Source organism: Nocardia sp. NBC_01009 (genome assembly GCF_045208035.1).
Lineage (GTDB): Bacteria > Actinomycetota > Actinomycetes > Mycobacteriales > Mycobacteriaceae > Nocardia.
Map to the genome: position 1 here is coordinate 5,449,367 of NZ_CP108695.1, position 20,478 is coordinate 5,469,844.

The 20,478-nt window shown below is 65.6% G+C and carries 19 protein-coding genes and 1 pseudogene; 5 read left to right on the forward strand and 15 right to left on the reverse strand.

Annotated elements, in window-relative coordinates; translation table 11 throughout:
* Nucleotides 1–61: 61 nt before the first annotated feature.
* Entirely contained in the window at nucleotides 62–976 is a 915-nt protein-coding gene (locus OHA42_RS24305; protein WP_406230163.1) for an SDR family NAD(P)-dependent oxidoreductase, read from the reverse strand.
* A 143-nt stretch (nucleotides 977–1,119) separates the two neighbouring features.
* Entirely contained in the window at nucleotides 1,120–1,692 is a 573-nt protein-coding gene (locus OHA42_RS24310) for a sigma factor-like helix-turn-helix DNA-binding protein (RefSeq protein ID WP_406230164.1), read from the reverse strand.
* Nucleotides 1,693–1,719: 27 nt separating this feature from the next.
* Here OHA42_RS24310 and OHA42_RS24315 point away from each other — a divergent pair, with 27 nt between their 5' ends.
* Nucleotides 1,720–2,625 (forward strand): MFS transporter, encoded by a 906-nt coding sequence (locus OHA42_RS24315; RefSeq protein ID WP_406230165.1) that lies wholly within the window; start codon nucleotides 1,720–1,722, stop codon nucleotides 2,623–2,625.
* Between the two features lie 151 nt (nucleotides 2,626–2,776).
* Here OHA42_RS24315 and OHA42_RS24320 read toward each other — a convergent pair whose 3' ends face one another.
* Together OHA42_RS24320 and OHA42_RS24325 are read right to left on the reverse strand one after the other, a co-directional pair.
* Entirely contained in the window at nucleotides 2,777–3,508 is a 732-nt protein-coding gene (locus OHA42_RS24320) for a cache domain-containing protein (protein WP_406230166.1), read from the reverse strand.
* Complete coding sequence (locus OHA42_RS24325; protein WP_406230167.1) at nucleotides 3,508–4,257, reverse strand: FadR/GntR family transcriptional regulator; 750 nt, start codon at nucleotides 4,255–4,257, stop codon at nucleotides 3,508–3,510. Before OHA42_RS24325 ends, OHA42_RS24320 begins: the two co-directional genes overlap by 1 nt.
* Nucleotides 4,258–4,779: 522 nt before the next feature.
* Between OHA42_RS24325 and OHA42_RS24330 the strand changes: the two genes are divergently transcribed.
* Nucleotides 4,780–5,007, forward strand: a complete 228-nt coding sequence (locus tag OHA42_RS24330) for a hypothetical protein (protein WP_406230168.1) — start codon at nucleotides 4,780–4,782, stop codon at nucleotides 5,005–5,007.
* A gap of 432 nt (nucleotides 5,008–5,439) precedes the next feature.
* Nucleotides 5,440–7,398, forward strand: coding sequence for a glycoside hydrolase family 15 protein (locus OHA42_RS24335; protein WP_406230169.1), 1,959 nt, complete (start codon nucleotides 5,440–5,442; stop codon nucleotides 7,396–7,398).
* A gap of 356 nt (nucleotides 7,399–7,754) precedes the next feature.
* Here OHA42_RS24335 and OHA42_RS24340 read toward each other — a convergent pair whose 3' ends face one another.
* Nucleotides 7,755–7,973, reverse strand: coding sequence for a hypothetical protein (locus tag OHA42_RS24340; RefSeq protein WP_406239910.1), 219 nt, complete (start codon nucleotides 7,971–7,973; stop codon nucleotides 7,755–7,757).
* Between OHA42_RS24340 and OHA42_RS24345 the strand changes: the two genes are divergently transcribed.
* The gene (locus tag OHA42_RS24345; protein WP_406239578.1) at nucleotides 7,936–8,175 is read left to right on the forward strand and encodes an excalibur calcium-binding domain-containing protein; all 240 of its coding nucleotides are present in this window, start codon (nucleotides 7,936–7,938) and stop codon (nucleotides 8,173–8,175) included. The two genes, OHA42_RS24340 and OHA42_RS24345, sit on opposite strands and share 38 nt — an antisense overlap.
* A 4-nt stretch (nucleotides 8,176–8,179) precedes the next feature.
* A pseudogene (locus tag OHA42_RS24350) lies at nucleotides 8,180–8,647 on the forward strand (transposase); the annotation flags it as partial.
* A gap of 796 nt (nucleotides 8,648–9,443) precedes the next feature.
* Here the strand turns inward: OHA42_RS24350 and OHA42_RS24355 are convergent.
* From OHA42_RS24355 to OHA42_RS24400, 10 genes are all read right to left on the reverse strand, one after another.
* Complete coding sequence (locus OHA42_RS24355; RefSeq protein ID WP_406230170.1) at nucleotides 9,444–10,457, reverse strand: alcohol dehydrogenase catalytic domain-containing protein; 1,014 nt, start codon at nucleotides 10,455–10,457, stop codon at nucleotides 9,444–9,446.
* Nucleotides 10,458–11,172: 715 nt separating this feature from the next.
* On the reverse strand, nucleotides 11,173–12,372 hold the full coding sequence (locus OHA42_RS24360; protein ID WP_406230171.1) for a vWA domain-containing protein: 1,200 nt from the start codon (nucleotides 12,370–12,372) through the stop codon (nucleotides 11,173–11,175).
* Nucleotides 12,369–13,019 (reverse strand): SRPBCC family protein, encoded by a 651-nt coding sequence (locus tag OHA42_RS24365; protein WP_406230172.1) that lies wholly within the window; start codon nucleotides 13,017–13,019, stop codon nucleotides 12,369–12,371. Before OHA42_RS24365 ends, OHA42_RS24360 begins: the two co-directional genes overlap by 4 nt.
* Nucleotides 13,020–13,032: 13 nt before the next feature.
* Nucleotides 13,033–13,920, reverse strand: coding sequence for an AAA family ATPase (locus OHA42_RS24370; protein ID WP_406230173.1), 888 nt, complete (start codon nucleotides 13,918–13,920; stop codon nucleotides 13,033–13,035).
* Nucleotides 13,917–14,510: an NTP transferase domain-containing protein gene (locus OHA42_RS24375; RefSeq protein WP_406230174.1), complete on the reverse strand. Its 594-nt coding sequence runs from the start codon at nucleotides 14,508–14,510 to the stop codon at nucleotides 13,917–13,919. The genes OHA42_RS24370 and OHA42_RS24375 overlap by 4 nt, the downstream gene beginning before the upstream one ends.
* Nucleotides 14,507–15,391, reverse strand: coding sequence for an XdhC family protein (locus OHA42_RS24380; protein WP_406230175.1), 885 nt, complete (start codon nucleotides 15,389–15,391; stop codon nucleotides 14,507–14,509). Before OHA42_RS24380 ends, OHA42_RS24375 begins: the two co-directional genes overlap by 4 nt.
* Nucleotides 15,392–15,416: 25 nt before the next feature.
* Nucleotides 15,417–17,807, reverse strand: a complete 2,391-nt coding sequence (locus tag OHA42_RS24385) for an aerobic carbon-monoxide dehydrogenase large subunit (RefSeq protein ID WP_406230176.1) — start codon at nucleotides 17,805–17,807, stop codon at nucleotides 15,417–15,419.
* Entirely contained in the window at nucleotides 17,804–18,322 is a 519-nt protein-coding gene (locus tag OHA42_RS24390; RefSeq protein ID WP_406230177.1) for a (2Fe-2S)-binding protein, read from the reverse strand. Before OHA42_RS24390 ends, OHA42_RS24385 begins: the two co-directional genes overlap by 4 nt.
* Before the next feature lie 2 nt (nucleotides 18,323–18,324).
* Nucleotides 18,325–19,215, reverse strand: a complete 891-nt coding sequence (locus tag OHA42_RS24395; RefSeq protein WP_406230178.1) for an FAD binding domain-containing protein — start codon at nucleotides 19,213–19,215, stop codon at nucleotides 18,325–18,327.
* Nucleotides 19,216–19,272: 57 nt separating this feature from the next.
* Nucleotides 19,273–20,433: an XdhC family protein gene (locus tag OHA42_RS24400; protein ID WP_406230179.1), complete on the reverse strand. Its 1,161-nt coding sequence runs from the start codon at nucleotides 20,431–20,433 to the stop codon at nucleotides 19,273–19,275.
* Nucleotides 20,434–20,478 lie beyond the last annotated feature (45 nt).

Consider the following 20,478-nt stretch of genomic DNA (forward strand, 5'->3'; position numbering starts at 1 on the left):
ATGGGGTGTTGTTCCTTCGTCGACGACGTTCCCGCCGCAGAGCGACGGCGGCAAGCTGCGATTAGACAGGGAACGTCACTCCGGTCAATTTCTCCGAGACCGTCCACAAGCGTTGCTGGATCGCTGTGTCATGCGATTGTGGACTCGATTCGACGATTTTCGGGTAGCCGCGGGTCTCCAAGAACCCACCTGGTCCGTAGTACTGACCGCCGAGCACGTCGGGGTCGGTGGCCGCGCGGAGTATCGACAAGGCACCCATCGCCGGGCTCTGCGTGGCGATGGGTGCGATAACAGGCACGAGCGCACGCAGCGCAGCCGGCATGTTGCGCATCAAGTCGGTGTTGGCGGCACCGGGGTGAGCCGCGACCGCGATCGTCTCGCCGGTGCCGGACAGGCGACGTTGCAGCTCGTAGGTGAACATCAGATTCGCGAGCTTGGACTGGCCGTACGCCGCCACCCGGTTGTAGGACCGTTCCCCTTGCAAATCGTCGAAGTTGATCCGAGCCCGGATGCGATGGCCGACGCTGCTGACCGTGACCACCCGCGAGCCAGGTACCGGCAGCATTCTGTCGAGCAGCAGCCCCGTCAGGGCGAAGTGTCCCAAATGATTCGTGCCGAATTGCAGCTCGAACCCGTCGCTGGTGATCTGCCTCGGCGTGTACATCACCCCAGCGTTGTTGACCAACAGATCGATCGTGGAATACGCGGACCTGAGCTGTTCGGCAGCATTGCGCACGGATTCCAGCGAGGTTAGATCGAGCTGTTGGACGGTGGTATCCGCGCCCGGGACTACACCGGCAATACGGTCCGCGGCATATTTACCCTTGTCCACATCCCGCACTGCCAACACCACCGACGCGCCGTGCGCCGCAAGGGCCCGAGCGGCCTCGAACCCGAGTCCGCTATTGGCGCCGGTGACGATCGCCAGTCGGCCCTTCTGAACTGGTATGTCTTGTTCCGTCCACCTGTTCGCCATATTTCCTCCAAAGATCGGTCGGTCCGTCGGTTCATCCGACGAGCCCGGCGAGGGCGAGACCTATATCCCCACCGTCGCGCTCCTAGTGCAGTTGCGCAAGGGGCGGCAACCGCCACGCACGCGTGCACGACACATCGCCATGGTCATCGGTGTCCTGGCTCAGTTCGGAGCGGGACGATGTCGAGTGAGCTCAGATGTTCGGGATCGGCGACGATATCGATGGCCGTGATCCGTGTGCCGGTGACGGTGATGTCGAGTACCAGCGCCGCACGACCGGGCGGTGTGTTGAGGATGCCGATGCGGCCGTCGATGAGCGCGGTCCGCGCGTATCTGGCCCGCTCGGCGAAGGCGCGCGCCCCCCGTGCGACAGCCGTCGCGCCTCGCACCGCCAGCGGGCGGTGTGTCGGGGCCACGGTGGCGTCGACGTGGAGCACGACGTCGGGGTCGAGGACCGTGAGTAGGTCTTCGAAGTCACCGCTGCGTGCGGCGGCGAGAAAGGCTTCGACGATGCGCCTGCGGCGGGCTTGATCCGAGTCGAGGACAGGATCGGCTCCGCGGACCCGGCGGCGAGCACGGGAGGCCAGCTGGGCGGCCGCGTTCACCGAGCGGCCCAGAATCGGCGCGATCTCGGCCAACGGGACATCGAACAGGTCGTGGAGCACGAAGGTAACGCGCTCTGCCGGCGTGAGTGTCTCGATGACCGTGAGCAACGCCAACCCGACCGAATCGGCGACGATCGCCTCATGCTCGGGGTCCGTGCCCGTGCCCGTGCCGGTGCCGGCTGCGGGCTGACCCGGTTCGGGTGTCTGCAGTCCCGACGGTTCTTCTGGGTCGCGCTCGGTGGCTTCTTCTTCGTGTGGACGCTCTACATGCAGGTCGGCCTGGACTGGACACCCCTGCGGGCCGGGCTGACGGCCGCCCCGTTCGCTGTGGCCGCGGCCGCCGGATCCGGGCTGTCGGTGCAGGTGTTCGTACCCCGGGCCGGGCGCCGGGTCCTCGCGACCGGTGCCCTGGTCAACGCCGCCGGGTTCGCCGGCTACATCTGGGTGGCCACGCATTACGGGCCCGGAATCACCTCCTGGCAGATGATCATCCCGCTGACGGTCTCCGGTTTCGGATTCGGTCTGGTCGTCGCCCCGATGGTCGACCTGATCCTCACCGATGTCCCCGCACCCGACGCGGGATCGGCGTCCGGAACGTTGAGCACCGTCCAACAGGTAGGGATGGCCCTCGGGATCGCCCTGGCAGGCATCCTGCTCTTCACGCGGCTCGCCGGCGACTCCGGACGCGGTGTCGGCGCCGTCACCCCCGCCCTGCATCAGCAACTCACCTCGGCCGGTGTGCCGACTGCGGATCAGGATTCCGTTATCGCGGGGTTCCGCGTCTGCGTCCACGACAGGTCCGCCGCGACCGATCCCACCCCAATCCCCGACAGCTGCAGGGCCCGTCCTGACACGCCGCCTGTGGTGCAGCGCATCCTGACCGCCGCCGGCCTGCAAGCCAACGCCCAGAACTTCGCCCGCGCGTTCGGCTACACCCTCTGGTACGGGGTGGGCACCATGATCGCGGTCTTCCTCGGCATCTTCGGGCTGCCGCACCGGATGCGGCGAACAGAGCCCTCCGAACAACTGGCCTCGACCGCTGCATGACACGACCGTTGTCCGCCGTGTCGGCCTTCCGAAGATTCTTGCTCGGCCCCAATTAGTTTCGACTCCATGTGCGTTCAGGAGCAGCGGGGCTACGTGATACCCCTCGTTCTTCAGCGGTTACTACTGGAACCTGTATCGGTGTTCTGAAGTGTCAGTAGGACCCAATGGATCCCAGCGGACGCAACGACCAAGGCATCGCCTCGATCGGGACTGTCGCAACAGACCTGTCCATCCGGCTCGTTTTGGATCCGGTCGTGAATTCGGGATCGGTCCCCATAATGACTCGGCCTTCGCTGTTGACCAGCACTACTCGCTGACCGGATGCCTGGAATCGCGGAAGCAAGACCTCCTCGATCGCGGCGACCGGTACGTCGGCACCGGCGATTCCGAGGAATGTTCCCGATGTGGTCGTGACCGGTATCGAGAATGTGCAAACATACTGATCGGAGCACGCGTAATCGAGGTGCGGCCCCTGCACCCATCGCCGACCCTGCTCGCGCGGAATCGTGAACCAGTCCATTCCGGTGTAGTCGTAAAAGTATTCGCTATCGGGATTCAATTCCAGCAGCAGGCGTTGCGCGTCCGGAAGCCACCATTCCAGGTGCCGGGGGCGATCAGCGAGAACGCTGTCGGCCATCACTACGCCTGCGCCGGTGAACAGCCTTCCGCGCCGCTCGAGCTCACCGGCAATAGTCTCGCGCAGCGGTGCCAGGTCAGTCGACTGGGGAGCGGACCGCAGCTTCTCGGTGAGACCACCCCACAGGATTGTCAGCGCGGTTCCGATAGTTTCCAGCGACAGGTAGATCTCGTCGACCAGTTTTGCGACGGAACTAGCAAGCGACTCGACGGTCGCCGGGGTCGGAAAGCTATCGGTGTCCCTCATCAATCACTGAGCTCCAAGCGTAGGGCGACGAGGCGGCGGATGCGTGATTCTGTATGCGATTCTGCCAGTTCTCTGGCCTGGGCATCGTCTTCTCGTTCGATCGCGTCCACCAGGTCACGATGGGCGGCTGCCTCAGCTGCCGGGTCCAGTTTCAGCCGCGGCAGCCAGAGCAAGGCGGAGAGTTCTGCCTGCAGACCGACCTCGGCACGGGTCAGCCGGGTGGACTGCGCGCACACCGCCATCTCGATATGAAAGCGGCTGTCGGCTTGACGTGCCGAAACAAGTTCGGTGCTGTTCTTCAGCCGGTCGGTCAGGGCGCGGAGCCGAACTATATCGGCCCGCACCCCGCGGCGCGCGGCAAACACAGCAACCGCTCCGGTCACGGCGAAGTGCTCGTCCCCCAGATCACGCAGCTCCTGGATGCTCATCTGCTGCAACCGCGCCAGCGAGGTGCTCTCGAAAACCTCCGCAGAAGCGCTGATGAAGCTGCCACCCCCGCGCCCGCGCTTGGTGTGCACGATGCCCTGCTGCCGAAGCACCACCAGTGCCTCCCGCAGGGTCATCGTCGATACCCCCAACTGGTTGGCGAGATCGGTCTCACTCGGCAACTGCTGGCCGTCGACCATCACGCCGAGGCTGATCGCAGCGGACAACCGCTGCGCCACGGCCTCGGTCTTCGGACCGCCGCCCTCGAGCGGCGACAGCACAGCGCCGAGCGCGGTCAATCCGGCCCTCTTCTGGTGGGGCAACGCGACTCCTCGGGTGGCGGGGACGTGACACGATTCTAGCCGACTAACACTTGAAATATGAACTCTAAAGTTAGATGTACACCACACTTGGTCCTGCCCGCCCCCGTGGTCAGCCTGGCGGTATTCGCAATCGCCAGGCGGCGGGGCGGTGGGTGCCGAGACGCCTGGTGACGAGGCGCGTCCCGGAATGGGCGGCAAGACTTAACGCGACTTTTACTGGAGAACCTCTTGAACTATGAAATCTAATGTCTTATGTTCAAGGCATGTGAACTGCCCCACCCGGACAACTTGACGCGCCGACGTCACGATCGAAGCAGGAACTCCTCATGTCCGAGAACCCGACCTGTCCTAGCGGGCACCTCCAGTGGTGCATCCGTGGCCGTGCCGAGTTGCCATCCGAGAGGGTGGCGCGTAACCGAGTGCGGCCGGTTGATGGTGGTCGCCAAATGCCCGAGGTAAGAGTGCGGCGGCGGGGTATCGAAGATGGATGATATGTGGCGAACGGAAGTCGACGGACTGCGTGTGACATGGCGCTTGGTCCAGCATCATCTGATCGCAATTATCGCTGTGGACAACGCATCCGACGCTTCGCCGGTAGCTTCCTTCTGCCCCAGCAACTACCCGGATCTGGCCCTGGCGCGAGAACTGCTTCCAGAACTGACGAGGCTGTGGGATGCGGTCCGCCACGAATTCTGGACGAAACTCATTCCGCCGATGTCTCTGGCGGCGAGGCAGCGGGTACTGGCATAACATGCCGAACGCCGACCACTCCGGTGCGTGCTCAGCCCCGGATGTCGTGGCCCACCCCAGCGTGGACTCGGAGTCTCGGCGCCGCCACCAGGGCCGGCGGTGTCATCGCGAGGAATGCTCCGCGTGGGCCGACTTCTCCTTGAACGCGCCTCGCACATTGCCGAGCGGGTCGTAGGGGCGGCGACACCTCACTTTGTCGTCCTTCATCGCGATCCCGGCACCGAATCGCTTGCTGCTCTTCCACGCAAACTGCGGGCAATGCCCTGCCCGCATCAAGAAGCCGGGGTTGCCGATACGCCCTGCAAGGTGGTGGGCTGTTTGGAAACGCCACATCACTCATATCCTGATCAGCTCGCAGTCCGGTCGGGAAAGAAGGCGGTTCACCAGGCAACCGCTTGGAATAGCCGGCCAGATATCAGCGCCGAGACGACCATGGAGCAACACATGGACGACGAGACTGAACGCACGCCGCGACTCACCGCGTTCCCGCGCATCGACGACTACGGTTTCATCTCCGATTGCGAGGTCACCGCACTGATCGCCCCCAGCGGAGCCATCGAGTGGATGTGTCTACCCCGCATGGACTCCCCCAGCGTCTTCGCAGCCATACTCGATCGTTCCGCCGGTTCGTTTCGGTTCGCCCCTGCCGACTTCATGGTGCCCACCGATCGCCGCTACGTCCCTGGCACGATGGTCATGGAGACGAGTTGGCGCAGTGGCGAAGGGTGGGCGACAGTTCGCGATGCGCTGCTGGTCGGGCCCTGGCGGCACCAGACACCCGGCCATAGCGCCCATCGCCGAACTCCCACCGACTACGACGCCGAGCACATTCTGCTGCGGACGGTGCACTGTGAGACCGGTCAGATTCAGTTCATGCTCGACTGCCAGCCGTCCTTCGACTACGGCAGGCATCGCGCTCAGTGGGAGTACCTCGACAGCTACCACCTCGCGCAGGCCAGCGCTGACGGGATCGATCTGCAGCTGACACTGAGCACCGACATGCGCTTGGGGCTGGAAGGTACGCACGCGCTTGCCCGCACCCTGCTGAAGGCGGGCGACTCACGCTTTTGTGCGCTCTCCTGGGGTAGTCGCGACGCCCCCCGCGCCGTTGACGAGGCCGATGAACGGCTGCTACGGACAATCCACCATTGGCGACACTGGCTGGCCGGCGGGCGGTTTCCGGATCATCCGTGGACCGCCCAGCTCACCCGCAGCGCGCTGACCCTCAAGGGTCTGACCTTCGCCCCCACCGGCGCCATCAGTGCCGCCGCCACCACGTCGTTGCCCGAAACCCCAGGCGGACAACGCAATTGGGACTACCGCTACTCGTGGATACGCGACTCCGCCTTCGCGCTGTGGGGCCTGTACACACTGGGCTTCAGCTGGGAGGCGAACGACTTCTTCTCGTACATCATCAACTTGACCGAAAACGTCCGAGACATGCAGATCGTCTACGGCATCGGCGGCGAAACCGACCTCACCGAGCGGACCCTGACCCACCTGCGCGGCTACGAAAATGCCGGCCCCGTGCGCATCGGCAACGGCGCGTACCAGCAACGCCAGCACGATGTATGGGGCGCTGCGCTGGACGCGGTCTATCTCTACGCACGCAACCAAGACCAAATCGACGCACGAGCGTGGCCGCTGCTGGGCCGGGCGGTCAAGAGCGCCCTCACCTACTGGCGCGAGCCCGACCATGGCATTTGGGAAGTACGCGGGGAGTCCCAACACTTCACCTCCAGCAAGGTCATGTGTTGGGTTGCCGCCGATCGCGGCGCCCGGCTGGCTCGCATCCACCAGGACTTCGAACGCGCACATCGCTGGCAACAGGCCGCAGACGAAATCCGCGCCGACATATGCACCCATGCGGTCGACTCCCGGCAGGTGTTCACCCAGTACTACGGCAGCACGGCACTGGATGCTTCGACCTTGCTCATCCCGCTGGTTCGTTTCCTGCCCCCCGACGACGACCGGGTACGCAACACAGTGTTGGCCATCGCCGACGAACTGACCGAGGACGGCCTCGTATTGCGGTACCGCGTCAGTGAAACCGACGATGGATGCGCGGGGGAAGAAGGCGCTTTCACGATCTGCTCGTTCTGGCTGGTCTCGGCACTGTCGGAGATCGGCGAAAAGAAGCGAGCCAAACAGCTGTGCGAGAAACTGCTTGCCTACGCCAGTCCTCTTGGCCTCTACGCGGAGGAGATCGACCCACGAACCGGCCGGCACTGGGGCAACTACCCACAGGCGTTCACCCACCTCGCCCTGATCAACGCCGTAATGCACGTCATCCAGGACGAACAAGCTGCACTGCGGCAGGCACTCGGCGGGGAATCGATCGCCCCACGACTGGACGTTGCATCATTTACACCGGGATACATGCACCGCTAACCCTGACGCTCGGGATAACCACACAGCTCGACCACTGGACGCGAGAGGGTGCGGTTCGCCGATCGGTAATGCCACCGCTGCAGTGGCTTCCGCGATCCAGGTGCAAATGTAGGTGGTCTGGTCTTACCGCTCGGGGACCCGGCGTGTCGAGGCTTCGGACCGCAACGTGTCGGAGGTGGTGGCGATAGACGGGGCAGTCCCACGGATGTCCGTACTGCGTAGGGCCGAAATCGACCGTAGACCAACAACTCTGGGTACGGTCCGTGCGTGGTGAACCATGGTGAGACGTGTTTGCTCCTTGTCGGGGGAAGCGGCTTACCGAGGCCGGCGCTCGGGCGCGCGCCTCTACCTCGAAATCAGGCAACCATGGCAATAACACGGCGACATGCCGTCGTCCTCAGTACTTTCGCGGCAGTCACGCTCGCAGCCTCGGCGTGTAGCACCCAGGCCACGTCGACACCGCCAACCAGCGCGCGGCTCACCACCTCGGCGGCACCCGCCACCCGCGCGACGCCCGACCCGACGACAACCGCCTCGGTGATACCGACTACGCCGGCCACACCACCAGGGATCATCGCGCCCGCACCGCCGGCTGCGGCACCCGCGCCCGTCGCACCTCCAGCCGCGGCGCCCGCGCCGACAACCCTTGCATCTCCCAGCGTCTACTACCCGAACTGCGCCGCAGCTCGCGCTGCGGGCGCCGCGCCGCTACGACGCGGCGAACCCGGCTACAGTTCGAAACTCGACCGCGACAACGACGGCATCGCCTGCGAGTAAAGGCCACTACACGGTCAATCTGATGTCGATCACACCGAAGGCATCGTGGCCCTGGGTTCGCACGTTGCTGCATTCAGTCTTCGATCAAGCCGACCCGGAATCGGTTGCCGCACAATATGATCGGATGCTCGACGCCTTGACCGAAAAACTGCCGAAGGTGGCCGGTCACCTCGATGCGGCCCGCGCCGACCTGCTTGCGTTCACCAGCTTCCCCAAACAGATCTGGCGCCAGATCTGGTCGAACAATCCTCAAGAACGGTTGAACAAGGAAATCCGGCGCCGCACCGACGTCGTCGGCATCTTCCCCGACCGCACCGCCATCATCCGTCTCGTCGGGGCCGTCCTGGCCGAACAGCACGACGAATGGATCGAAGGCCGCCGCTACCTCGGACTCGATGTCCTGGCCCGCTCACGTGACACCACCGACCCCACCGAACAGGAGGAGACCACCCCCGCAGCTCTCACCGCCTAATGAAAGCCGGATCACCGGTGACCATCCCCGCTACACCACGCGTTTGGGCTTGACCCGCTCTTGCCGTCTTTGGCCAGTTGCGAAAGCATCGCACGGTCGTACCTGGGCACAAACTTTCCGGTGTCCGGCACCTGGCTGACAGTCGCTGTGCCTGCCGACCCCGGCGACTCTGGCTTCCCCTCTTTGTTCGACGAACATGCCGCGGTCGCCGCCACCAGCATGGCCACCGTCCCGGCCCATCGGCACCATTTGGGAACCATTGCAATCCGCCTCTCCAAACCGCGGGGCTCAATGCTTGCTAGATGGTAGCAATCTCGTGTACTCGGCAAGGTGGGTTTCCGTCGCATCGTCCCGGCATCGCCTCGAACCCGTGCGTTCACCGACCTGACACGCGATTGTGGCCGTAGCCGAGAAAATTGCGCCTTGAACTGCAAATACTCAAACTTTTCCAGTCGAATACGCGGGCGAGGAGGTCCCCGTCGCGTGCCCGCGGTTGGTCGTGGAAGGGTCGGGCTCGCACGTCGTACCCCGGGAGGGTGCGTGTTGCTGTCACATAACTCGAGACGGCAGGCGCTCATCAAACAAGCATCAACCGCTGCACACCTCGGTATGTAGCAGCGGTTCGCCGGTGTACCGACTGTCGGACCACCTCCACGCGTTCAGCCAGCGGCCACCGGATTGGGATCCGCCGCAGTTCGCCAGCGCTACCCGCATCGAGCGGGCACGGAAGGCGCCGTCGCGCAAGGCATCCGAGTTTTCGGAGCGTCAGAATTGCGTCGCGGCCAACCCTGAGCAGTCAGACCGTGAGGACCATGCGGTATCGGGCCCGCCCCTGTTCCATTGCGGCATAGGCCTCGGCAGCTTGATCCAGTGGCCGTTCCTGGGTTCGCGCGCGCACACCGGATTGGACCGCGAATTGCATCGTTTCCTCGATATCGCGCGCGGTGCCGGAGGCGTGGCCGGTGACGCTGAGTCCGGTCATGATCAGCTGCACCGGGCTGATCGGCAATGGCTCGGCGGTGACGCCGATGGCGATGAGTTCACCGCGCGGTAGCAGCCCACCAACCGTTTCGGCCATGGCTGTGGCGCTGCCGACGGTCCCCAGAACGACCGACACACCACCGAGCCCGCGCAACGCTTTGCTGACGTCACCGGCGGTCGAGTCGATGTAACGGTGGGCGCCGAGCGCGCGGGCGTCCTCGGCTTTGTCAGGGCCGCGGGCGATCGCGATCGTTTCAAAGCCCATCGCGCGCGCGAACTGCACGCCGAGGTGGCCCAGTCCGCCGATCCCCAGAATGGCCACGCGGTCGCCGGGCACCGCCCTGGTTTCGCGAAGCGCGAGGAAGGTGGTGACTCCGGCGCAACCCATCGGCGCGGCCTCGGCCAGGGAAAGCTCGTCGGGGATGCGGGCCAGCGCATTGGCCGGTACGGTCACCGACTCGGCGTATCCGCCGGGGTACTGCCAGCTGGGGACCTGCAAGTTCTGGCAGTGGATGAAGTCGCCTTTCCGGCATGGGACGCACTTGCTGCAATGCCCACCGAACCAGCCCACAGCCACACGGTCACCGACGACGTAATTGTCGACATCGGCGCCCAGTTCGGCGATTGTGCCGGCGATCTCGTGCCCAGGTGTCAGCGGCCACGCCATGTCCGGGAACCCGCCGCTGATGAACGCGCGGTCGGTGCCGCAGATCCCACACGCCGAGACCGCGATGCGCACATGGTCACGAGGTGGTGAAGTCGTATCAACCTCGACCAGTTTCAACGCCGCACCGGCGGACTGCACGTGAACAGCATGATGAGTAGACATCGGTATCCTCGCTTTCCTCGGGGAGCGTCGGTGGCGGCGAGGGCCTCACCGCAGCAGGATCGAGGCAGCGGCGCCGGCAATTCTCGAACGGCAATCGGGGCACCGGATGAAACATCAGTTCTCACGGTCAGTGGCACCCCTGGATGCCACCGACGCTGCTATCGCCTTCGATGATGGTGCCAGCGGCACCCTGGTCGTATCCGTAGAACTATCTGGTCGTGCCACCTTGCGCTGGCCGGCCACGGCTCATCATCCGCCTGCGCGGCGTCGCACGCCCGTGCAGAAGGCACCGACCCAATAAAGGTGCCTGGAAAATTATACGTTCGCCGAGGCGGTACTGAGGTGTACCGCGACGGGTGCGCTTGCGCGTGGCTCCTCGAGCAACCTTCGAGTGGGTGGTTCGGATGTCGAATCTTTGAGCCGACTGCGAAGTCGCGGACCGGCATGGTGTGCTGGTTGTGCCAGCGGATGCATAGCGGACCGGAACTTTCTGGCGCCATCGAGGAAGACTCGAGCAGAAACCGGTGCAGTCGGTTGATCGTCGCAGTTCGCGCGCGACCGAGTTCGTCTCGGCGATCAGCGAGCATGCCCAGTATGACCAACTCCGAATCGGGCTCGACAGGAAGCAGATTCGGCGAGTACATCGCCACTTAGCGTGCGTCGACCGGGTCGGTCTTGCGGCCGTTGACGGTGGCGAATACTCGCTGTCTGGCCATCAGGTGACAACCGCCGATGCCAGGTCCTGTATGAACGCATGCATGCCCGCCAGCGTGTGCGCGGGCATCATCATGTCGCAGTACGGCAGGGCTGCCGCCATCGCACCGGTGGCTGGCTGGAACCGGGAGTCGCCCGCACGGGGATTGAGCCAGATGACGCGCCAAGCCCGGCGTCGGATCCGAGCCATCGCGCGGGCGAGAACATCGGGGGTGTCGCTGTCCCAGCCATCCGAGGCGATGACGACAACGGCGCCGCGTACCGCATTGCCGGACGGAGTGGCAAGCAGCGCGCCGAGGCATCGGCCGATGTGCGTGCCGCCGTAGCGGTCGACCACCTTGTCGTTGGCCCGGGCCACCGCGACATCCGGCGAACGGTGCGCCAGCACCGAGGTCAGCCTGGTCAGCGAGGTGGAGAAGGCGAACACCTCGGGGCGATCGGGCGAACGGCGCTGCACCGCGGCCCGCATCAGGTGCAGGTAGATCGTCGAATACGGCTGCATCGAGCGGCTGACGTCGCAGATCATGACGATTCGGCGCGGGCGGCTACGGGGACGAGTGCGGACCAGCACCGCCGACTCCCAGCCGGTGCGGCGGGAGTTGTTCATCGTCGCCCGGAAGTCGATCCGCTTGCCGTGCGGATGGGTTTCGTAGCGCCTGCTGCTGCGCTGCGGCCAGTGCGTCGACGCCTGCTCCAGCCAAGTTCCGACCGTTCGCAGATCGTCCGGATCGAAGTGGTCGAACGGTTCCTGTGCTCGTGCCGCGAGCCGGCTCGGCAGTACGTCCGGCAGCGCCACACCCTGGTCGGCCGATCGGTCGGCAACTACCGCCGATCGCGTTGTCGCCCAAGGGACTTCACCGCTTTGCCGAGATTGCCCCCGACCGCTCACACGCGGTGCCGACGTGCGTTCGGTCGGCAGACTGCGCGTTCGGCTCGGCGGGTCCACGCCTAACACCGCGTCGGCGAACACCGTCGCGAAGACCGCGTCGAAGGCAGCGAGATCCTGCATGCGATCGACGAGCGTGAGCCGCGCAGCCCAGTAGAACTCGGTGCGCGACCGCGGCGTCATGCGGCGCAAGGCTTGCACGAACAGCGCGGGCCCGCTCGGCGCCACCGCGACGCCACCACGCCGCAGCCGCGCGACCACCGCGACAGCGAATGCGGCGAGATCGACACCTCGTAACAGAACCGCCCGAGTCATCGCTTCCTGCGCATCAGCTTGCGTACCAGGACAATTGCGAGCACGGCAGCCAGCCCTGACGCGATCGCCGGCGCATATTTCTTGATTATCGCGGGCCCGACCAGATCGACGAGGTCGAGCGGTGCCGGCTCGGATTGTGCGACCGGTTGCGGCCGCATCCCTCGGCTGTCCGGCCCGACCACCGGCTGCGCGGCGGCCGGATCGCCCTCCGCGAGTTTCGCTTCCAGGGCTGCCACGAACTGACCAACCAGTTTCTCGGACACCTGCTGCAGCATCCCGCTGCCGAATTGGGCAAGCTTGCCGACGATCTTGAGGTCGGTGTCCACGGTGATGCGGGTCTTGTCGCCGTCTTCGTGCAGTTGCGTGGTGATGGTCGCCGCTGCGTTTCCGGATCCGCGTGAATCCCGGCCGCTGCCGTTGATAACGGCGCGATGGTCGTGTTCGTCGCGCTCGACGAAATTCGCCTTCCCGGTGAATTCGCTGGTCACCGGGCCGACTTTGACCTTGATTTTGCCGAGGAAGTCGGCTCCCTCCCAGCCGACCATCTGCGCTCCAGGCATCAGCGGGACCACCTGTTCGAGGTCGGTCAGCACCTCCCATGCCCGCTCGACGGGCGCATCGACAGTGAACTCGTTGGCAATCTTCATCGGAGTATCCCTCTCATCCGGTAGCCAAGCCTTGGGTGTACTCGACGAATGCCGTGTGCACGGTGGCGCGGTCGTCGGGTGTCTTCGCCAGTGCGCTCAGCGCGGTCACCGCCTCCGGCGCGGTGAGATCGGCGACGTCGAGCGTCGCCAGCGCGGCGATCCAGTCGATGGTCTCGGCGACGCCGGGCGGCTTGTCGAGATCGAGATCGCGGGCACGGCCGACGAATCGGGTGGCGTGCTCGATCAGCGCGTCGGTTGCCCCGGGCACGGTGCGTCGCACGATCGCCACCGCGCGAGCGGGCTCCGGGTAGTCGATCCAGTGGTAGAGGCAGCGCCGTCGCAGCGCGTCGTGCAGGTCGCGACTGCGGTTCGAGGTCAGCACCGCGGTTGGCGGGTGTTCGGCGACAAAGGTCCCGAGTTCGGGAACGGTCACGGTGGCCTCACCGAGGAATTCGAGCAGCAGTGCTTCGAATTCGTCATCGGCACGGTCGATTTCGTCGATCAACAGCACCGGGGGCGTCGGACCGCGATATCGCACACAGCGCAGGATCGGGCGATCCACCAGGAATGCTTCGGTGAACAGGTCGGCCTCGGCGAGGTCGGTGCCGCGCGCCTCGGCGAGCCGGATGCTGAGCAGCTGACGCTGGTAGTTCCAGTCATACAGCGCTTCGCTCACGGTGAGTCCCTCGTAGCACTGCAGGCGGATCAGCGGTGCACCGAGCACGGTGGCCAGGGTCTTCGCCGCCGTTGTCTTGCCCACTCCCGGTTCGCCTTCCAGCAGCAGCGGCCGACCCAACGTGGTCGCCAGATAGAAGGCGGCGGCGGTCCCGGTATCGAGTAGGTAGTCGTCGGCGTCGAATCGTCGCACCACGTCCTCGACATCGTCGAACGGCGACATCATGGCGACGCCGCGGCACGTAGGCGCTCGTAGTCGTCCCAGGTGTCCACGTCCAAGGGCATCGGTGCGTCGATGTCGAGTCGGGACACCATGACCCGGCCCGACTCGATGATCTTCCACACGGCCTTGTCGCCGTGCAATCGGGCCAACTCGCTGAATACGCTGCGGCTCAGCCAGAATGGATGCCCGATACCGTCGTGGTAGCGGCAGACCGTGATCGCGGCCGACATTCCCTCTGCGATCAGTCGGTCGACGGTCGCCTCCGACAGACCCGGCTGATCACCGAGCATCAGCACGACTCCGGCGGCCCGGGGATGCACCGCGCTCAGTGCCGAACGCAACGACGACGAACAGCCCGAATCGAAGTTGTCGGCCATCGCCACCTCCATCCCGCTGAGATCGACCTGCTGCCGGACCGCCGCCGCTGCGCCGCCGAGAGTGACGATGATCTGATCGAAAGCGCAAGATCGCACCACGTCGAGAGTGGCGCCGAGAACCGTCGTATTCCGGTACGGCAGTAGCTGTTTTGCAGTGCCGAGACGCCGTGAGGTTCCCGCAGCGAGTACGACTCCGGTGACAAACCCGGTTGTCATGAGCCCGTCTTCGCCGCGGCGAAGGAGGTGCGGCAGCCGGAGCTACAGAACCAGTAGTCGATGTCGTCGATAGTAAGATGCGGTGTGTCCGGCCCGATCGTCACGGTCATGCCGCACACTGGATCGAGCGCCTCGACCGTGACATCCACCGGGCGGGGCGTGACGGCCAGGCCATCTTTGCGGATCGCCTGGATCACTTGCGCGACAATCGAGACGGCGATCTCTGCAGAGGTCTTGGCACCGATCGGCAAACCCACCGGGGTGTGCACGCGCGCCCGCTCGGCGTCGCTCAACCCGAGCTCGTCGAGAATCGACGCACCCCGAATCTTGCTGGCCACCAACCCGATATACCCCACACCGGTGTCGAGCGCGGCGCGGATCATCTCGGCTTCCGGGCCACCGTGGCTGGCGATCACCATTGCCGTCGTGTCCGCCAGCGAGTCGGCGCCGGCAGCACTGCGCTGCACCCCGAATCCCACCAGTTCGCACATTTCGGCCAGCGCGTCCGCGATGGGTGTCGCGCCGCAGATGCGCACCAGCGGCGCCGGGATCTGCGGCTCGAGGAAAATCTCCAGCGCTCCGCCGGACAGACAGGGATTCACCACCACCGCCGCGCCGGGCGCTTCGGGAAACTGCAGATCGCCGTCGGGCAGCACGCGCAGCAGCACACTTTCGTGCGACTGCAGGGCACCAAGCGCTGCCTTGCGGACCGAGTTCTGGGCGCACTGGCCGCCGACGAATCCTTCGATCGTCCCGTCTTGCAACAGGATCGCCTCGTCGCCGGCATGCGCCGAGGTCGGCTGTTGCGCGCGCACGACGGTCGCGTGCACGAACGGAGTCCGGGTGCGAACCAGCTGCTGTGCCCGCTCGGTCAACTTCATCGGTGATCTCATCGCTCGCACTCACTCAGATAGGCGGTGTGGCCCGCCCCTGCATCGCTTCCCACACCCGCGACGGTGTCAGCGGCATGTCGGCGTGCCGAACTCCGAACGGCGCCAGCGCATCCACCACCGCATTGACCACCGCTGGCGGTGATCCGACCGTGGCCGATTCGCCGATGCCTTTCGCGCCGATCGGGTGGTGCGGCGAAGGGGTGACCGTGTACCCGGTCTCGAAATGCGGAACCTCTAGCGCCGTCGGGATGAGGTAGTCCATCAGGGATCCGCCGAGGCAATTGCCGTCCTCGTCGAAGGCGATGATCTCCATCAGCGCCATGCCGATGCCGTCGGCGATGCCGCCGTGCACCTGACCCTCGATGATCATCGGATTGATCCGGGTGCCGCAGTCGTCGACGGCGAGGAAGCGCCGGACCTTTACCACGGCCGTCCCCGGGTCGATGTCGACGACGCAGAAGTACGCACCATAGGGGTAGGTGAGATTCTCCGGGTTGTAACAGATCTGCGCGTCGAGTCCGCCCTCGATACCCTCGGGCAGATCACCGGCGCCGTGTGCTCGCATCGCGATCTGCTGGATCGTCACGGCCGCGGACGGATCACCCTTGACATGGAACGATCCCTTCTCCCACTCGAGGTCGGCGACGGAGACCTCGAGCATGCCGGATGCGATGATCCGCGCCTTGTCGCGCACTTTCCGCGCCACCAGTGCGGCAGCGGCGCCCGAGACCGGTGTCGACCGGCTGCCGTAGGTGCCCAGGCCGAACGGAGTCTGATCGGTATCGCCGTGCACCACGTCGATATCGTCCGGCGGGATGCCGAGTTCTTCGGCAACGATCTGGGCGAAGGTCGTCTCGTGCCCCTGTCCCTGGGTCTGAACCGATATGCGCACAACGGCTTTGCCGGTCGGGTGGATGCGCAGCTCGCACCCGTCGGCCATCCCGAGTCCGAGGATGTCCATATCTTTGCGCGGACCCGCGCCGACGGCCTCGGTGAAGAAGGACATCCCGATGCCCATCAACTCGCCGCGGGCGCGCTTGTCCTGCTGCTCCTTTCGCAAGGCGTCGTAGCCGATCATCTCCATCGCCAGGCGCATGGTCTTCTCGTAGTCGCCGGAGTCGTAGACCCAGCCTGTCTTGCTGCGGTACGGGAACTGGTCGGGGCGAAGGAGATTCCGCAGCCGCAGCTCGGCCGGATCCATCTTCAGTTCGTAGGCGAGGCAATCCACCATCCGCTCGACGAAGTAGACGGCCTCGGTGATCCGGAACGAGCACGCGTAGGCGACGCCGCCAGGGGCCTTGTTGGTGTAGACCGCGGTCATCTTGCAGTAGGCCGCCTCGATGTCGTAGCTACCGGTGAAGACGCCGAAGAAGCCGGCCGGATACTTCAACGGCGCGGCCTGGCCGTTGAAGGCGCCGTGATCGGCGAGCACGGTCGACCGGATGGCCAGGATCTTGCCCTCGGCGGTGGCGGCGATCTCGCCGACCATGATGTAGTCGCGGGCGAACCCGGTGCTGGTGAGGTTTTCGCTGCGATCCTCCATCCACTTCACCGGTTTGCCCAGCAACAGCGACCCGACGATGGCGCAGACGTATCCCGGATAGATGGGCACCTTGTTGCCGAACCCGCCCCCGATATCGGGTGAGATCACCCGGATCTTGTGCTCGGGCAATCCGGCCACCAACGCATAGAGCGTGCGGTGGGCATGCGGCGCCTGGCTCGTCGACCACAACGTGAGCTTCCCCGTCACGGGATCGAGATCCGCGACGGCCCCGCAGGTCTCCATCGGGGCGGGATGCACTCGCGGATAGACGATCTCCTGTTCGACGACGACGTCGGCGCGCGCGAATACCGCCTCGGTCGCGGCGGCGTCGCCGGTCTCCCAGTCGAAGCAGTGGTTGTCCTTCTTGCCCTCGAGATCGTCGCGGATCACCGGCATCTCGGGCGCCAGTGCAGTCCGGGCGTCGATCACCGGATCGAGCATCTCGTACTCGACGTTGATGAGCTCCAACGCGTCACGCGCGGAGTAGCGATCCTCGGCGACGACGAAGGCCACCTCCTGGCCCTGGAATCGGACCTTATCCGTCGCCAGGACCGCCTGCACATCGTTGGAGAGCGTCGGCATCCAGGCCAGTCCCTTCACCGCCAGATCCGCACCGGTGACAACTGCCTTGACCTTCGGATGTGCCTGTGCCGCGGAGACATCGACGCTCACGATCCGCGCGTGCGCGAACGGGGAACGCAGGATCGCCAAATGCAACATGCCGGGCAGCGACACGTCGTCGACGTAATTGCCGCGTCCGCGAATGAACCGCGGATCCTCCTTGCGGAGCATCCTGCCGTGACCGCACGGCTTGTGATCGTTGTCGACACGATCTTCGGGCCGGGACTCGACGGCGGTCATGACGCGCTCCCTACCGGCGCCGGCGCCGCAACGGGTTCGGGCTCCGCTGCTTCGCCTCGTTGCTTCGCCGCGGCCCACTGGATCGACCGCACGATGGTGGTATATCCGGTGCAGCGGCAGATCTGGCCCGAGATCGCCTCCCGGATGGTCTGCTCGTCGGGATTCGGGTTGCGGTCGAGCAGGGCGCGGGCAGTGATCATCATTCCGGGCGTGCAGAATCCGCACTGCAACCCGTGACACTGCATGAAGCCCTCCTGCACGGGATCGAGTTGGCCGTCCACCTCGAGCCCCTCGACGGTGCGCACCGCACGACCGCCGGCCATGACGGCCAGCATCGTGCACGACTTCACCGGTTCCCCGTCGACCTCCACCACACAGGTGCCGCAGTTGCTGGTGTCACAGCCCCAGTGGGTTCCGGTGAGCCGCAACTGGTCGCGCAGGAAATGTACGAGCAGGGTACGTGGCTCGACCTCCGCGGTCACCGGCTCACCGTTGACGGTCATGGTTACCTGCATGGCTAATTCCCTTCCAGCGCAGGATGATTCAGAACACGCTCAACCGCGGTGCGCAGCACGCGAATCGTCAGTTCGGACGCGAGATGGCGTTTGTAGTCCGCGCTGCCGCGCGCATCGGAGCCAGGTGAGCACGCTGCGCTCGCCCGGCGGCCCGCCTCCGAGAAGACCTCCTCGGTAGGCGGCTCACCGAGGAGCACGTCCACCGCGGAGGCGAGCGCCGCTGGGTCGGGGTTGACCGCCGTCAGACCGATCCGCGCGGCCGCGATCGTCCCGCCTTGCAGTGTCACCGTCGCGCCGGCCGCCGCGATCGCCCAGTCGCCGACCCGACGCTCCACTTTCGCGTAGGCACTCGATGTCCGATGCCGCACGGGAATTCGGATCTCGATCAGAAGTTCGTTGTGCGACATGGCGGTTTCGTACGGACCGACCAGGAAGTCGTCCATCGCTATCTCCCGGTCGCCGGACGGTCCGCGCACCAGACAGGTGGCACCGAGGACCGTGCAGACCGTGCAGAGATCTTCGGCGGGATCGGCCTGGCACAGCGAACCACCGATCGTGCCGCGGTTGCGCACGACCGGATCGGCGATCACGCGCTCGGCATCACGGAAGATCGGGCACACCGTGGCGAGATCGTCGGACTCGAGCACATGCCGATGCCGGACCATCGCACCGATTCGCACCAGGGTCGGATCGGTGACGGTGTAACCCAGTTCGGCAGCCAGGTCGTTGATGTCGATGAGATATTCCGGATTCGCCAGACGCAGCTTCATCATCGGCAGCAGACTGTGCCCGCCCGCGACGATGCGCGCCTCCTCCCCCAGCCGGTCCAGTAGTCCGATGGCGTGATCCACGCCCGTTGCGCGCTCGTATTCGAATGGCCCAGGAACTTGCATGTGATCGACCTCACATCGGCGGGAATATGCCAAGCCTCTGCCCCGCCCATTCAGTCGTCAAGACCGATTTAAGGAATCACTTAATTCGCTGTTCGCGACCGGTGTGTGGTGAATCCGGCCGCCGGTTTGAGCCAGTGAGCGGCCGTGTCCGCCCCAGCGTCGCGCGATGATCTCGGCCGCGATGGACACCGCCGTCTCTTCCGGTGTCCGGCCGCCCAGATCCAGCCCGATGGGGCTGGCAAGTCGGGCGAGTTGCTCGTCGGTGAGGCCCGCCTGTTGCAGTCGGGACAGCCGCTCGTCGTGCGTGCGTCGCGACCCCATGGCGCCGACATAGCCGATCCGCGGCGCGCGCAGTGCCACCTCGAGCAGCGGAACGTCGAACTTGGGATCGTGGGTCAGCACGCAGACGACGGTCTGCGAGTCGATGGTGCCGGCCGCGATCTGCGCGGCAAGGTAGCGGTGCGGCCAGTCGACGACGACCTCGTCGGCGGTCGGGAACCGGGCGGAGGTGGCGAAGACCGGCCGCGCGTCGCACACCGTCACCCGGTAGCCGAGGAACGATCCCTGCTGGGCGACGGCGGCGGCGAAATCGATCGCCCCGAACACCAGCATCCGCGGCTGTCGGGCATAACTGGCGACGAAGACACCCATGCCCTCGCCACGACGCTGCCCGTCCGGACCGTAGGACAGCACCTCGCTGCGGCCCGCCGCGAGCAGCCCGCCTGCATCATCGATCACCGCATCGTCGGCGCGCGCCGACCCCAGCGTGCCGTGGGCATTGCTCGGCCGGATCAGCAGCCGTCGCCCTACCCGGGCGGCGTCGGGGTGCTCGATGACAGTCGCGATCGCGACCGGCCGCTGGTCGGCGATGTCCGCGGCGACCTCGCCGAGTTCCGGAAACGTCTCCCGCGAGATCGCTTCGACGAAGATGTCGATAATGCCGCCGCAGGTGAGACCAACGGCGAAGGCGTCCTCGTCGGAAAGGCCGTACCGCTGCAGTACCGGACGACCGGTCCGGACGACATCGGTGGCGAGTTCGTAGACCGCGCCCTCGACGCAGCCACCGGAGACCGAACCGCCGACCGTCCCGTCCGGGGCAACGACCATGGCCGCACCAGGCGGTCGCGGCGACGAACGGAGGGTCCGCACGACCGTCGCGACCCCAGCCGTGCCCCCGGCGTTCCATGTTGTCATCAGATCCGTGAGCACGTCCTGCATAATGCGTCCTCCAGACGCTGTGTGGCTCTCGGCGCTGCGTCCACC

Coding starts and splice junctions, on each gene's coding strand:
- OHA42_RS24305 (WP_406230163.1), bottom strand. CDS start 976: ATGGCGAACAGGTGGACGGAACAAGACATACCAGTTCAGAAGGGCCGA.
- OHA42_RS24315 (WP_406230165.1), top strand. CDS start 1,720: ATGCTCGGGGTCCGTGCCCGTGCCCGTGCCGGTGCCGGCTGCGGGCTG.
- OHA42_RS24320 (WP_406230166.1), bottom strand. CDS start 3,508: ATGAGGGACACCGATAGCTTTCCGACCCCGGCGACCGTCGAGTCGCTT.
- OHA42_RS24335 (WP_406230169.1), top strand. CDS start 5,440: ATGGAGCAACACATGGACGACGAGACTGAACGCACGCCGCGACTCACC.
- OHA42_RS24340 (WP_406239910.1), bottom strand. CDS start 7,973: ATGATCCCTGGTGGTGTGGCCGGCGTAGTCGGTATCACCGAGGCGGTT.
- OHA42_RS24355 (WP_406230170.1), bottom strand. CDS start 10,457: ATGTCTACTCATCATGCTGTTCACGTGCAGTCCGCCGGTGCGGCGTTG.
- OHA42_RS24360 (WP_406230171.1), bottom strand. CDS start 12,372: ATGACTCGGGCGGTTCTGTTACGAGGTGTCGATCTCGCCGCATTCGCT.
- OHA42_RS24365 (WP_406230172.1), bottom strand. CDS start 13,019: ATGAAGATTGCCAACGAGTTCACTGTCGATGCGCCCGTCGAGCGGGCA.
- OHA42_RS24370 (WP_406230173.1), bottom strand. CDS start 13,920: ATGATGTCGCCGTTCGACGATGTCGAGGACGTGGTGCGACGATTCGAC.
- OHA42_RS24375 (WP_406230174.1), bottom strand. CDS start 14,510: ATGACAACCGGGTTTGTCACCGGAGTCGTACTCGCTGCGGGAACCTCA.
- OHA42_RS24380 (WP_406230175.1), bottom strand. CDS start 15,391: ATGAAGTTGACCGAGCGGGCACAGCAGCTGGTTCGCACCCGGACTCCG.
- OHA42_RS24385 (WP_406230176.1), bottom strand. CDS start 17,807: ATGACCGCCGTCGAGTCCCGGCCCGAAGATCGTGTCGACAACGATCAC.
- OHA42_RS24390 (WP_406230177.1), bottom strand. CDS start 18,322: ATGCAGGTAACCATGACCGTCAACGGTGAGCCGGTGACCGCGGAGGTC.
- OHA42_RS24395 (WP_406230178.1), bottom strand. CDS start 19,215: ATGCAAGTTCCTGGGCCATTCGAATACGAGCGCGCAACGGGCGTGGAT.
- OHA42_RS24400 (WP_406230179.1), bottom strand. CDS start 20,433: ATGCAGGACGTGCTCACGGATCTGATGACAACATGGAACGCCGGGGGC.